This window comes from Paenibacillus lemnae (assembly GCF_012933385.1).
Classification (GTDB): Bacteria; Bacillota; Bacilli; order Paenibacillales; family Paenibacillaceae; genus Paenibacillus_AQ; species Paenibacillus_AQ lemnae.
Window position 1 is genome coordinate 51,136 of sequence record NZ_JABBPN010000017.1, and the last position, 13,199, is coordinate 64,334.

Here is a 13,199-nt window from a genome sequence, read left to right on the forward strand (position 1 = left end):
ATTCCAGCAAGTATAGAATATAGATAGTCTATTCGGGAGGTATTCAGGAGCCGGAAATCGAAATAGGTACTCGAAGATTACAGAGTGATGAAAGGAAGGGTGATATGTCCCGAATATTAGAGGAGATCAGGCAGCGGGCACGAGAGTCAGGTATTGATCCGGGCGGCCTGGACGACATCGATGTGATCCGTACAGGTTCCGGGGTGCTGAGTGAGCTTCCGGGCTACTTAAAAGACAAGGGAATTCAAAACATTCTGATGATTACCGACAAAGACACCTACGAGTGTGCGGGGCAGCGTGTGGAAGTTATGCTGAAGCCTGTTTTTGCCGGTGTTCACCTTACTATGCTGAAGGAAGATACCAAGGGCGATGTGCTGGCAGATGAGCCTTCCCTGCTTCAAGTCATCCTGGACATCCAGAAGCATGCGCCGCAAATTGTGCTGGCTGTCGGCAGTGGAACTGTTCACGATATTACACGCTATGCGGCATATACGGCCGGGCTTTCTTTTGTTGCTGTACCTACAGCATCCTCGGTGGACGGCTTTACCTCAAAAGGTGCCCCTATCATCATCCGCGGCGAGAAGATTACCGTGCAGTCGATCGGACCATCAGCTGTATTTGCCGACACAGATATTTTGACCAAGGCACCTGCAGCTCTGGCAGCTGCCGGTTTTGGTGATATGCTGGGCAAGTATACGTCTTTGTTTGATTGGAAGTTCGGATCTATTGCGGCTGGAGAGCCTTATATGGAGCTGGCCGCCGATTTGACGCGCTCTGCGCTGCAGAACTGTGTGGATCATGTCGGTCAGATTGCCAGCAGATCCGAAGAAGGCATTCACATCCTAACCGAGGCGCTGATCCAGTCCGGCCTGGCTATGCTGCTGTGCGGACAGTCGCACCCCGCTTCCGGAGCTGAACATCACGTATCTCATTATTGGGAGATGGAATACATTCGTATGGGCAAAAAACAGCTTCTTCACGGCGCTAAAGTCGGCGCAGCCTGTGTGGAAATATCGAGGCTTTATCAGCGGCTGGCCGCAGAAGGGCCGGATCCATGGAGCTATGAGGCTTCAGCTGGCAGCGGAGAGACCGGAAAAGCGGCATCTGTGTATGTACACTGGAATGATATCGCTTCCGAGCTGGCCCGTCTTCCGGATTCCGGCACTCTGTCTGATCTGCTGCGTAAAGTGGGAGGCCCTGCATCACCGAAAGAGCTTGGCATCAGTCATGACCTGCTGGAACGAAGTATGAAGGATGCTCACCGGATCCGCATGAACCGGTATACGATGCTTCGTGCAAATAATGAACGAAACCGGGAACAGACATGGAGTCTGCATTCTGCAAGCGGAAAATAGCACTTTTTCTTCAAAAGATGCCTTATGGTCAATAGACCGGGCGTCTTTTTTTGTGTTTTTTTAACCGGTGGTCATCCAATGGTGCTTGAATAGCTGTGTATGCGCTTCATTTTCAATATAGTCTTAAAGTATGAATGTAGGCTTAATAGCGTAGAAGAAGAAAATTAATCCGTTTTCAAAACTTTTTCAAAACTTTTTCTTCAAAACTTGTCATGTACAGCCGATAACAACATATGTGGAGTCATTACATCCGATTTAGACCACCTGTGCTGATCTCATTACATGGATAGGAGTTCCTTGTCCCTTTGAATCTTAGACCAACACATACGTTGTGGACGAAATACAGGATAGGACCCCAGAACTATATTTAGGGGGAAATTTGCAATGCTCAAAAGTCTTAAGCAAAAAATGATTTTGATGATCTGCCTGCTGCTGCTGCTCAGTATGGCAGCAATTACCACTGCGAGTTACAGAAGTGCTTCTACACAGTTAGAGCACAGCATTGACGAAACGGCTGAATTGGGCGCTGAAAATTTAGCGGGTGAGATTAACGCATTTATCGATACTGAGATTGCCAAAGTGGAGTCTGTCGGAAAGCTGCTGACAGGCAATAAAAATAACGACCTGGCGCTGATCAAGCGGGCACAGGAGGCCAATCCCGAATATGAGACCTTCTTCTTTTCTCATGATCTGACGAGCAAGAACGTCGTGAATTTTTTGGGTGAAGTCACAGATGTATCGGATCGTGTTCATTTTCAGGAAGCAGGCAAGGGCGAAGGTAAAATTATTGTCTCCGAGCCGGTTACATCCAAACGTACAGGCAATAACATCGTCACACTGCTCGTTCCTTTAATGAAAGATGGCAAGCAGTACGGATATATGGGATCCACACTGCCGATCAATACGGTGCAGGAGAGTGTATCCAAGTTTAAATTCGGGGAAACCGGGTATGCCTTCCTCCTCAGTGAAAAAGGCCTGTTTATGTGGCACCACAATAATGATCTAGTTTTGACTCAGAATGTAGAAGATTTGGATGTTCAGCCCGTTAAGGATGCCTTTCAAAAAGTCATTCAAGGGGAAAGCGGATCTTTTAACTATCTTAGAGATGGAAATGCAGACTACTCGGCTGCTTACGCGCCGTCGACTTACAACTGGGGTGTGTTCGTGACAGCACCAACTAAAGAGCTGTACGCCCCGATTACCGAGCTGACTCAGACGCTCCTTATCATTGCGGTTGTAGCGTTACTCATAGCGGTTGCCGTGGGCTATATGTTTACTGACCGTCTTGTGAAGCCGATTCGTAAATTGAATCAGGCTGTGAAGGAAGTGGCTGCAGGAGATCTTACCCGGACGATTGAAGCGGATGGCAAGGACGAGATCGCTGTGTTGTCCAAGGATTTCAACCAGACTGTACTGCATCTCAAGCAGCTGATCAAGGGAGTCACCGCTTCATCTCAGGAAGTGACGAAAGTGACGTCCGTGGTTTCTGGCGGGATTGAACGTTCGAAAGAAAGCGTCGATGTCATCGGGTCTTCTATCCGTCAAATTGCAGATGGTGCGAAAGTTCATGCATCGAGCTCTGAAGAAATCTCCGTATCCATGAATGATATGGCCAGCGGCGTTGTCAAGATTGCTGAAACCTCCTCTATGGTCTCGGAAGCTGCACAGGAAGCGGCGAATCAGGCGGAATCGGGAGCTGTTGTGGTGCAGCAGGCTGTAGGTCAGATCGACAGCATTGGTCAGGGAACGGCTAAAGTAGGAACCGCAATCGGCCGTCTGAACGAGCGTTCCGAAGAAATCCAGGAAATTCTGGACTTTATTACCGAAATTACAACTCGAATTCGTCTGTTGTCCCTTAATGCTTCGATTGAAGCAGCAAGAGCCGGAGAACATGGGCGCGGCTTCGCGGTCGTGGCCGAAGAGGTAAAGAAACTCGCGGGTCAATCCGAGGAATCCACGGACCAGATTGCACGTATCATTACCGAAATTCGCGAAGATACACGCAATGCGGTAGAGGTTATGGACGTCAGCCGGAAAGACGTAGAGACCGGTATTGTCTTAATTGAGGAGGTTCGGGAGAAGTTTGCGAACATTCTGGAGGCTTCCCGTAATGTCGCTGAGCACATTCTGGAGGTGTCCGCCGCTTCTGAGGAAATGTCAGCAGGATCTGAACAGGTAAGTGCATCAGTGGAAGAGTTGAAATCCATAGCAAGCCTGACATCAGAGGATGCAAGACATGCTTCCGAGGCTGCTGATGGCCAGATTCAGTCGATCGGTGAGATTGCAGCATCTGTTAAAGATCTGGAATCGGTCGTGGGCGATCTTCGTCAAGAGCTTTCCAAATTCAAAGTCTAATCATACAGAAATGATTGCTTTCCCCAGGCGGTATTTCATGATGCCGCTTGAGAGGGGGGATGCCTGCAGCAAAGAGAGTCAGGGAAAGCCATCATAAAAGTATTACCGCTACAGAGAAAGAACAAACACTACAGAGAAAATTGGAGGAAATCACACCATGTCTAACCAAATCAAAAAAGTACTACTTGCCGGCGTCATCAGTCTTTCACTCGTAGGAACTGGCTTCGCAGCTAGCGAACTGCTCAGCAGTCCTGCGGCATCGGCAAAATCGGCTTCGGAGCTTGCTCCAGGTAAACAGAAGAAAGCTTTTGCATCTCAGCTGGACGAGATTATCGACAGAGGATATATCCGGGTAGGTATGACAGGCGACTATAAGCCATTTACATATTTGAATCCTGAAAATAAGCAGTACGAAGGTTATGATGTTGACGCTGCTTATGAATTGGGTAAAGATCTGGGTGTTGAAGTGCGCTTCATTAACACAACCTGGTCCACTATGATGAAAGATCTGCAGGATGACAAGTTCGATATCGCAGTCGGTGGTGTAACACGGAATACAGCAAGACAAAAAACTGCTTATGTGTCTGAGGGTTACGTATCTTTTGGTAAGGTGCCTTTGATCCGTGCTGAAGACAAGGACAAATACAAGTCTGTGGAAGACATCAATCAGCCTTCTGTACGCATCGGTGTAAATCCGGGCGGTACAAACGAAATTTTCGTGCGTGAGCATTTGAAAAATGCAACCGTAACGGTCGTTCCGAACAACCTGGACGTGCCTCATCTGGTTGCTGACGGTACTTATGATGTGATGATCACCGATACGGTTGAAGCGATCACTTATGCTAAAGCTGATTCCAGATTGTATGCAGCGCTAACTGACACGCCATTCACTAACAGTGAAAAGGGCTACATGATTCCTCGTGGTGATTTCGAGTATGCAAGCTACCTCGAAATGTGGATGGATGAAATGGAGCTTCAAGGCAAGTTCGATGAGCTGGACAAAAAGTGGATTCAATAATCAGACAAGCGCAGCCTGACCGCTGCTGCAGCAAATAGAATCATAGATTATACAAAGCCTTCCCGCAGTGATGATGGTTACTCATCTATCGCTGCCGGGGGCTTTTTATTTCATCAGTGCCATGTTTATCCCGTTTCCGATCATCATGCTGCCGATGATTATGATTTATCTGTTCGCACAAAAATGGATCATCAACGGAATTACTCAAGGAGCGGTGAAGTAAATGATGGTTGTGCCGGCATCGGCAAGCTGCCTCAGTATCGCTGTATACATTTTTTAATAAGGTTGTTTTTCAATCTTATTTATCCAAAAATAGAATATATTATCTCCATAAGCCTGATTTTCGGGCTTATTTTTTTGTTTTCTACCCATTTCTCGCCTGTAGTAAGCGATTCATCAAGTTTAAGATTGATTATCAAGCTTAAACTTTACCACCCTGGAAAAATGAGAGAATTAAGCTTGGTTTCCAAGCTTATTTTAGTGCCGTCTCACGGATATGAAATTCGAAACAACGACTTTTTGGGAAGGGCACATCAGCCCCGGACGGCTTAGTCCAGCTGGTCTATATTAGGAGTCACGGCGGATCTGGTCCAAATTCACATTGAGGCCTTATCATTTAATGAAGTGAAGTAAGGCCATGGGCATGGTATCATAGTATATGGAAGCGCATTCGAAAGACAGTCATTGGAAAGAGGGTTAACATCTTCATGAAACAGTGGATTGGTTTGGATATCGGCGGTACAGGAATCAAAGGGGCGCTGGTGGATCAGGATGGAATCATGAGTGAACCGGTCGCAGTACCCACACCTGCACTGGAGGGAAGGGAGCGGATTCTCGAGGCGGCAGCAGGCCTGATTGGCCAGCTGGAGCAGCAGGCGTCCAGTCACGATATTGCCGGAATCGGCATTGGTACCGCAGGACGCGTCGATCGGCAGACCGGCAGCATCGTGTATGCTACAGACAACATGCCAGGCTGGACCGGAACCGGGATCCGGCAGGAGATCGGGAAGCTCTTTCCTTACCGTATTTCTGTAGAAAATGATGTAAATGCAGCCGCTTGGGGAGAGGCCTGGCTTGGTGCAGGCAGAGATGCCCATTCTTTCGTGCTGGCTGCCCTTGGAACCGGTATCGGCGGTGCCTTCGTATATGAAGGGCGCGTGCTGCCCGGCCTGCGCGGCGGGCTGGGTGAAATCGGCCATCTGATCATGGATCGGGAAGGAAGCCTCTGCACCTGCGGTCAGCGGGGCTGCTGGGAAACGCTCTGTTCCGGGACAGCGCTCAGCCGTATTGCGCGGGAGACTCATGCTGACTGGAGCAGCCGGTTTCTGGTTCAGGCGTACACGGAAGGTCATCCTGATGCGCTTCAGGCTATGGACTTGTACTTGTCTGATCTCGCTCGCGGACTGATTTCGGTACAGCAGGCTTATGACCCTGAAGTGATCGTACTGGGCGGCGGGGTGTCAGACGGTTACCCGCTGTGGAGCAAGGATCTTCAGGATAAAATCTCGCAGTTTAGTGTAGTTCCCGTCCGGCTGGCCAAGGCGGAACTGGGCAACCGTGCCGGCATCATGGGTGCGGTGAAATGGGCAATGACCGATACAACAGCGTAGCTGATAAAAAGGACTGGAGGGATTGACAATGAACATAGCCATTATCGGCTGTGGCACGATGGGCATGACCTATGCCTACAATCTGGGGAAGATGCCGGGCGTGAACGTATCCGGAACCGCAGATTTGCTGAAGGAACGCGCACAGGATGCGGCGAGTGCAAGCGGCGGCAAGGCTTATACGGACTGGGAACAGATGCTGGACGCCGAGTCTCCGGAAACCGTTGCCGTCTGTGTGCCGACATATTTGCATAAAGAATTCGTGATCAAGCTGGCACGGCGCGGCATCCATATTATATGCGAGAAGCCGGCTGCGCTGACGCTGGAAGATGCCCGTGAAATGAAACAAATTTGTGAGGAGCAGGGCGTCCGGCTGTTTATCGGCCATGTGGTACGTTTCTTTCCTAGCTATGCAGATGCCATCCATAAGGTGCGTTCAGGAAAGATCGGTACGGCACAGATGGCTCATTTTAAACGTCATGGATCTTATCCGCAGGGCAGTGAGCTTTGGTATCATGATCCTGCGAAGAGCGGAGGCGTCATCATGGATCTGATGATTCATGATATTGATTATGCCTGCTGGCTGTTTGGCGATGTAGAGTCCGTCTATGCCTCTGTTACAGATCCCTCCATTTCGGGAATAGAGTATGCCCAGATCACGCTGAAGTTCCAGAGCGGTGCTATTGCGAATCTGACCGGATTCTGGGGATATCCGGGACCATTTACAACACAATTCGAGATTACCGGTGACCAGGGATTGATCCGCTATGACAGCAATCAGGTGCAGTCACTGGACCTGAAAACATTGGCTGGACTCTCCAAATCACAGGATGCCGTACAGGTGCCTTCAAGTCCGGCGCTGCATGATCCGTACTACGGTGAAGTCAAACATTTTATCGAATGTATTCAAAGCGGCGAGGAGCCGATCGTCAGCATCTCTGATGCCTGCCGGGCGGTCGAAGTGGCCCTGGCCTGCAAGCAGTCAGCACAGACCGGACAGCCGGTTCCGATGGGAGGTACTGCATCATGAAAACATTGAAGATCGGTTTTATCAGCTTTGCGCATATGCATGCTGTCAGCTATCTGAACGCCATGCTGGAGCGCGCTGATGTCGAGGTAGTAGGTATTGCTGATGAGAATCAGGAACGTGTGGCGCCATTTACGGAGAAACACGGTATCCCTTATTTTGAAAATGCCTCTAAGCTGCTCTCCCAGGAGATCAATGCGGTCGTCATCTGTTCAGAGAACGCGCGTCATGCTGAATTGACCCGTGAGGCAGCTGCGGCAGGAAAGCATATTCTCTGCGAGAAGCCGCTGGGCTTGTCGGAGAAGGAGATGCTGGACATGATCCAGGTGTGCAAGGATAACCATGTACAGCTGATGACCGCATTTCCTTGCCGTTATCTAGCCTCTGTCCGTGAAGCGAAGGAAGCTATTGATGCCGGGAAGATCGGACAGATTATCGCGATGAAGGGGACGAACCGCGGCACAATGCCGGGAGGATGGTTTCTGGAGAAAGAACACTCCGGCGGCGGCGCGGTGCTTGATCACACCGTCCATGTCATGGATCTGATGCATTGGTTTACCGGCAGTGTGGCAGAGCAGGTGTATGCCCATGCAGGCACCCTGTTTCATGATACCGCCATCGACGATGCGGGCATGGTCCATGTGAAATTTCAAAATGGCGTGTTCGGCGTCCTGGATCCAAGCTGGTCACGTCCAAAGAATTTCCCGACATGGGGTGATGTGACGCTGGAAGTGATCGGTACAGAAGGTACGCTGTATATTGATGCTTTTGCCCAGAAGAATGATGTGTACAGCGATGCCGGCGGCAAGACAGCTGCCTGGAGCTTCTGGGGAGATAATATGGATAAAGGTCTGGTCGACAGCTTTGTGGACAGTCTGCTGAATGGCAGCGAGGTTGCCATCAGCGGTGAGGATGGCTACTATTCCGCACGTGTGGGTCTGGCTGCATACGAGTCTGCTGAAACCGGCAAGCCGGTAGCATTAAACAAACCGTTCTAATCTAAGACAATGAGAAAAGGACGTTCCCGCGGTCACAGCGACCGGCAGGGAGCGTCCTTTTGTATCTGTTCGGAGCCTGTAAGGCTGCGTGCTTTGCTTACCCTTGCGATATCCAGACAATAAAGATAATGGCAGCCAGCACGATGCGGTAGATGGCGAAAGGCACCAGCTTGATCCGGTTGATCAGCTTCAGGAAGAAGCGAATCGAGACCAGGGCGAACAGGAATGCACTGATAAATCCGGCGATAAAGAACGGCAGTGCACTCATCGAGAAATACTCCAGATTCTTCATCAGGGACAGGAAGCTGGCACCGAACATGATCGGTACGGCCATGATGAAGGTAAAGTCTGCGGCTGCGCGGTGACTCATCCCGAGCATAACACCGCCCGAAATCGTGGAACCCGAGCGGGAGAAGCCCGGCCAGAGCGACAGACATTGGAACAGGCCGACACCCAGTGCCTGCTTGTATGTAAGCTGGTCCACGCTCTCAGTGACGGGCGTTTTACGGCTGGAACGGTCGGCTGCAATCATCAATACAGCACCGGCTACCAGGCCAATCATGACCGTTTCTACGGAAAATAAGTAATCGTCAATCTGGTCTTTGAAGATGACACCCAGCACCCCGGCAGGAATCATGCCCACAATAACCTGTGCGAGCTTGAGACGTCCGCCAGAGGCAGGAGTTCCGCTCTCACTCTTCTTTCGTTTGATCCCCAGCAAATCCATGAACCGGCTCCAGAATACGATCACAACAGCCAGAATGGAACCGAGCTGAACGACAATTTTAAACGTATTGGCCACATATTTTCCCAGGAATTCCTCGGACTGCAGCCACATATCATCGACGATAATCATATGTCCGGTGGAGGATACGGGGGCGAACTCGGTCAGCCCTTCCACCATACCGAGAATAATCGCCTTCATAAACAAGATAAAATCCATAACGTTCTAAACCTCTCCCTATTTCAAAATAAATGCTTATTAATTGCTGCGCTTCCGCAGCTTGCGAACAAACAGCACCATGAATACGATCGCAGCCACCGCGATGACAGCGTACGCTATATTTGAGTATACATCCATAAAGGTCAGAATGTCTTCCCAGGAGTCGCCGAGAAATGCGCCCAGCGAAACGAGAATCACATTCCAGATCAACGTACCCGCAGTTGTGAACAGCAGGAACATGCTGAATTTCATGTTGGACATGCCGGCCGGGATAGAGATGAGGCTGCGGATCAGCGGAATCATCCGGCAGAAGAACACCGTCCAGTATCCGTATTTATCAAACCAGCGGTCAGCACGGTGGATATCTTCTTTTTTGACACGGAAGATATGTCCCCAGCGGTCCACCAGCTTCTCCAGATTCTCTACATCCAGCAGCAGCCCGATGCCATACAAAATAACCGCACCCGCCACGGAACCGAGTGTAGCTGCAATGATGACACCTGTGATCGTAAGACCGGTATAGGTGGTCATAAAACCGCCGAACGTCAGGATCACTTCCGATGGAATGGGCGGGAAGACGTTCTCCAGGGCAATCATTAGAAAAATACCAAAATATCCAAACTGCTCCATAATATTCGTGATCCAGGCTTGCAATGAGTTCACCTCGTTTTAGATTTTCAATCCTATACAGAGCTGCTTGCTCCCTCAGTCTTTCTCATTATAATAGCGTCTGTTCTGGTTGAACAGCACCGCTTGCGGCCGGTGAAGTTTTGTTATGAAAGTCAGGGTATCCATTTATAGGAAGGAAGGTAAAAATGTAGAGTGATTGCAGCATGAAGGAATGTGTTATATAAGAAAGTGCTAGTGATCAAAAATTTTGTTGTGGAGGTTTACATGAAATGAAAGAAAACCATATCCCTTTGTTTGAATCTTACTTATTAAAAAAAGGAATCGAACTGAAGAATCGGATCGTTATGGCTCCCATGACGAATTATTCCTCACATGAGGATGGAACGGTATCAGAGGAGGAGCTTAACTACTATAAACGACGGTCGGACGGTCCAGGAATGGTGATTACAGCATGCACCTATGTCACGGCTAACGGAAAAGGCTTTCCGGGTGAATTCGCGGGCCACACCGATGCTATGATTCCCAGCCTGCGGCAGCTGGCAGAAACGATTCAAGCTGGGGGCGCCAAAGCCATCCTGCAAATTTTCCATGGCGGGCGTTCCTGTCCGCCGGATCAGGTAGATGGTGATGTGGTCAGCGCCAGTGCCGTGGCTTCAGAGGAGCGGGGCGGAGGAGCACAGCCACGAAGCCTGTCCGATCAGGAAATCCGGGACATTGTCCGTGACTTTGGCGAAACCACACGCCGGGCCATTGAAGCCGGCTATGACGGTGTGGAAATTCACGGGGCTAACGGCTACCTGATTCATCAGTTCTTCTCTCCGCATTCCAACCGGCGGGAAGATGAGTGGGGCGGCAGCCTGGAGAAGCGGATGGCTTTTCCGCTGGCGGTGGTAAACGAAGTAACACGGGTCGTCCGTGAGCATGGTGACAGACCGTTCGCGGTGGGATACCGCTTCTCGCCAGAAGAAGCTACAACCCCTGGCTTTACACTGGACGATACCTTGGCGCTGGTGGACAAGTTGGCGGATACGCCGCTGGATTACCTGCATGTGTCCCTGATGAGTTACGAGGTGAAGCCGAGGACGGGGCCGGACGTTACCCGTACCACGATGGAGCTGCTGCTGGACACGGTGGGACGGAGAAAGCCATTCATAGGTGTCGGCTCTGTTCACACGCCGGATCAGGCGGCAGAGGTGCTCGCAGCAGGAGCGGCGCTGGTAGCATTGGGACGTGAGCTGATCATGGAGCCTGACTGGGTGCAGAAAGTGCAGCATCAGCAGGAAAATGGGATCCGCACGACCGTGGGTCAAGAGGATCAGGAAAAGCTGGTCATCCCGGGTCCGCTCTGGCACCGCATTATGAATGTGCCGGGCTGGTTCCCGGTACGATAGAGGAAAGGCCAAGGGCCGTTTCGCAGTGGGATACACGCGGAACGGCTATTTTTGCATTAGACAGCTTTCAGATCCTGTGATATGTATGATAGAACGCCAAACTGGATTGAAGAAAGAGAGTTTAATATGCCATATACCTTAATGATTGTTGAAGATGAACACCAGCTTCGCGGAATTACTGCCGATTATCTGCGCAGCACAGGTTATGAAGTGCTGGAGGCAGCAGATGGTAATGAAGCGCTCCGCATGGCGGAGGGGAAACAGATTTCCCTGTATATATTGGACTGGATGCTTCCCGGCATGGAGGGCGATGCTTTGTGCCGTAAACTTCGGGAAAGCACACAGGCCCCGATCCTGTTCTTGACGGCGGTGTCGGAGGAGATGGACAAGCTGTCTGTGCTGGAGATCGGTGCGGATGATTATATGACCAAGCCTTTTTCCATCCGGGAGCTGGCGGTACGGGTCAAAGTGCTGCTGAGGCGGGCTTTTGAGATGAAGGAAGGCGGCGAATCAGACGGAACGATGCACGGCAGCAATGATGCGGAATCCGATGTGCTGAAGCGCGGGAGACTTGTGCTGGACATAAAAAAACATGAGGTTTTCGTGAATAGCAATCCGGTAGAGCTGACCTTCACCGAATTCAAAATTCTGAACATACTGTGCAAATCCCCAGGCCGGGTATACAGCCGGATGCAGCTGCTGGAACTGGCTATGGGATCGTCCTATGCAGGTTATGAACGCACCATCGACACCCATATCCGAAATCTTCGAAAGAAGATTGAGCATCATCCGGATGAGCCGGAGCTGATTATTACCGTCTTTGGTGTAGGCTATAAATTCGGGGAAAATTTATGAGTATCATGAAGAAAATCATGCTGATTTTTGGTTCTATACATACGCTCATCAGCTTCTTGTACATGAGTCTGTATGTATGGCACCGGGAAAATGTCCACTCCACAACACACTTTTGGAGGGCTGGCGGGGTATACACTGGAGTAATTCTGTATTTGCTGGGGCTTGTTGTCATATATGCGGCGGCAGCCATATCAACACGTACGTACAGGAAAAATCTGAAGCGGTTAGAAGAGACATCTCCTGTCGTCTGGAGAGAGCAGTTTGAGGATGGGCAGAGAGATGAGTGGGGACAGCTGCTCATGTATATTGGACATCTTAAACATCTCCAGCAAAAAGAGACGGATACGCATGAAAGAATGCTGGCGGATGCAGTGCACGAAATGAGGACCCCGCTGTCCGTCATTCAAAGCCGGGCAGAAAGTATGGTTGAAGGGACTATTCCCTGCCGTCCAGAGGAGCTTATACCGCTGCTGGATGAAACATCCAGGCTGGGCAGGCTGATCCATGATTTAAAGGAGCTGAGTCTGGCGGAGTCCGGGAAGCTCAGGCTCAATGGTGAATGGGTGGATTTTGCCGGTATAGTGCGTGGAGTATGGGAACTGCTGGGGCATGAAGCTGAAGCCAAAGGGATCTCATGCAGTATTTCTCTTCAGGAAGCCAAGGTTTATTGTGATCGCCAGCGCATGGAGCAGGTGCTGGTGAATCTGATCGGAAATGCGGTCAATTACACGCCAGAACAGGGAAGTATTACTGTAGAGTGCCGGGTGCGGAGCTTCGAGCTTCAATTTATGGTGCGAAACTCGGGAGAAGGTATACCGCTTGAGCATCTTCCGTACGTGTTTGACCGCTTCTATCGTTCCGACCGCTCCAGGCAGCGTGCTGGCGGAGGAATGGGCTTGGGACTGTCAATTGCCAAACACTATGTGGAGGCCCATGAAGGGAAGATTTCTGTGGACAGTAATTCCGGTGAGGGAGCGGAATTCGTATTTTCCATGCCGCTGTTTCCAGCATCTTGACAAT

Annotated in this window: 12 protein-coding genes; 10 read left to right on the forward strand and 2 right to left on the reverse strand. The window is 50.3% G+C overall.

Features of this window, described 5'->3' with window-relative positions; translation table 11 throughout:
• Window positions 1–104: 104 nt before the first annotated feature.
• The 7 genes from HII30_RS16415 to HII30_RS16445 all read left to right on the forward strand — a co-directional run bounded on the left by HII30_RS16415 (window position 105) and on the right by HII30_RS16445 (window position 8,360).
• Window positions 105–1,355 carry a sn-glycerol-1-phosphate dehydrogenase gene (locus HII30_RS16415; RefSeq protein WP_169506134.1) on the forward strand — a complete coding sequence of 417 codons (1,251 nt, stop codon included), beginning with the start codon at window positions 105–107 and terminating at the stop codon, window positions 1,353–1,355.
• 384 nt (window positions 1,356–1,739) lie between these two features.
• The gene (locus HII30_RS16420; RefSeq protein WP_169506135.1) at window positions 1,740–3,710 is read left to right on the forward strand and encodes a methyl-accepting chemotaxis protein; all 1,971 of its coding nucleotides are present in this window, start codon (window positions 1,740–1,742) and stop codon (window positions 3,708–3,710) included.
• 157 nt (window positions 3,711–3,867) lie between these two features.
• Complete coding sequence (locus tag HII30_RS16425) at window positions 3,868–4,728, forward strand: transporter substrate-binding domain-containing protein (protein WP_169506136.1); 861 nt, start codon at window positions 3,868–3,870, stop codon at window positions 4,726–4,728.
• A 70-nt stretch (window positions 4,729–4,798) separates the two neighbouring features.
• Window positions 4,799–4,951 (forward strand): hypothetical protein, encoded by a 153-nt coding sequence (locus HII30_RS16430; protein WP_169506086.1) that lies wholly within the window; start codon window positions 4,799–4,801, stop codon window positions 4,949–4,951.
• A 484-nt stretch (window positions 4,952–5,435) separates the two neighbouring features.
• Entirely contained in the window at window positions 5,436–6,338 is a 903-nt protein-coding gene (locus tag HII30_RS16435; RefSeq protein WP_169506137.1) for an ROK family protein, read from the forward strand.
• 28 nt (window positions 6,339–6,366) lie between these two features.
• Window positions 6,367–7,365 (forward strand): Gfo/Idh/MocA family protein, encoded by a 999-nt coding sequence (locus HII30_RS16440; RefSeq protein ID WP_169506138.1) that lies wholly within the window; start codon window positions 6,367–6,369, stop codon window positions 7,363–7,365.
• On the forward strand, window positions 7,362–8,360 hold the full coding sequence (locus HII30_RS16445) for a Gfo/Idh/MocA family protein (protein WP_169506139.1): 999 nt from the start codon (window positions 7,362–7,364) through the stop codon (window positions 8,358–8,360). The genes HII30_RS16440 and HII30_RS16445 overlap by 4 nt, the downstream gene beginning before the upstream one ends.
• 97 nt (window positions 8,361–8,457) lie before the next feature.
• On the opposite strand, the gene HII30_RS16450 is transcribed toward HII30_RS16445, so the two are convergent.
• The gene (locus HII30_RS16450; RefSeq protein WP_169506140.1) at window positions 8,458–9,303 is read right to left on the reverse strand and encodes an undecaprenyl-diphosphate phosphatase; all 846 of its coding nucleotides are present in this window, start codon (window positions 9,301–9,303) and stop codon (window positions 8,458–8,460) included.
• 39 nt (window positions 9,304–9,342) lie between these two features.
• The gene (locus tag HII30_RS16455) at window positions 9,343–9,957 is read right to left on the reverse strand and encodes a DedA family protein (protein ID WP_169506175.1); all 615 of its coding nucleotides are present in this window, start codon (window positions 9,955–9,957) and stop codon (window positions 9,343–9,345) included.
• Between the two features lie 245 nt (window positions 9,958–10,202).
• Here HII30_RS16455 and HII30_RS16460 point away from each other — a divergent pair, with 245 nt between their 5' ends.
• The 3 genes from HII30_RS16460 to HII30_RS16470 all read left to right on the forward strand — a co-directional run bounded on the left by HII30_RS16460 (window position 10,203) and on the right by HII30_RS16470 (window position 13,195).
• Window positions 10,203–11,324 (forward strand): NADH-dependent flavin oxidoreductase, encoded by a 1,122-nt coding sequence (locus tag HII30_RS16460; protein ID WP_169506141.1) that lies wholly within the window; start codon window positions 10,203–10,205, stop codon window positions 11,322–11,324.
• Between the two features lie 126 nt (window positions 11,325–11,450).
• Complete coding sequence (locus HII30_RS16465; protein WP_169506142.1) at window positions 11,451–12,179, forward strand: response regulator transcription factor; 729 nt, start codon at window positions 11,451–11,453, stop codon at window positions 12,177–12,179.
• A complete protein-coding gene (locus tag HII30_RS16470; protein WP_169506143.1) occupies window positions 12,176–13,195 on the forward strand; it encodes a sensor histidine kinase in 1,020 nt (339 codons plus the stop codon). Before HII30_RS16465 ends, HII30_RS16470 begins: the two co-directional genes overlap by 4 nt.
• Window positions 13,196–13,199: the final 4 nt, after the last annotated feature.

Excerpts from the sequence above, each read along its gene's own strand:
- HII30_RS16415 (WP_169506134.1), top strand. The coding sequence starts at position 105 with ATGTCCCGAATATTAGAGGAGATCAGGCAGCGGGCACGAGAGTCAGGT.
- HII30_RS16420 (WP_169506135.1), top strand. The coding sequence starts at position 1,740 with ATGCTCAAAAGTCTTAAGCAAAAAATGATTTTGATGATCTGCCTGCTG.
- HII30_RS16425 (WP_169506136.1), top strand. The coding sequence starts at position 3,868 with ATGTCTAACCAAATCAAAAAAGTACTACTTGCCGGCGTCATCAGTCTT.
- HII30_RS16430 (WP_169506086.1), top strand. The coding sequence starts at position 4,799 with ATGATGGTTACTCATCTATCGCTGCCGGGGGCTTTTTATTTCATCAGT.
- HII30_RS16435 (WP_169506137.1), top strand. The coding sequence starts at position 5,436 with ATGAAACAGTGGATTGGTTTGGATATCGGCGGTACAGGAATCAAAGGG.
- HII30_RS16440 (WP_169506138.1), top strand. The coding sequence starts at position 6,367 with ATGAACATAGCCATTATCGGCTGTGGCACGATGGGCATGACCTATGCC.
- HII30_RS16445 (WP_169506139.1), top strand. The coding sequence starts at position 7,362 with ATGAAAACATTGAAGATCGGTTTTATCAGCTTTGCGCATATGCATGCT.
- HII30_RS16450 (WP_169506140.1), bottom strand. The coding sequence starts at position 9,303 with ATGGATTTTATCTTGTTTATGAAGGCGATTATTCTCGGTATGGTGGAA.
- HII30_RS16460 (WP_169506141.1), top strand. The coding sequence starts at position 10,203 with ATGAAAGAAAACCATATCCCTTTGTTTGAATCTTACTTATTAAAAAAA.
- HII30_RS16465 (WP_169506142.1), top strand. The coding sequence starts at position 11,451 with ATGCCATATACCTTAATGATTGTTGAAGATGAACACCAGCTTCGCGGA.
- HII30_RS16470 (WP_169506143.1), top strand. The coding sequence starts at position 12,176 with ATGAGTATCATGAAGAAAATCATGCTGATTTTTGGTTCTATACATACG.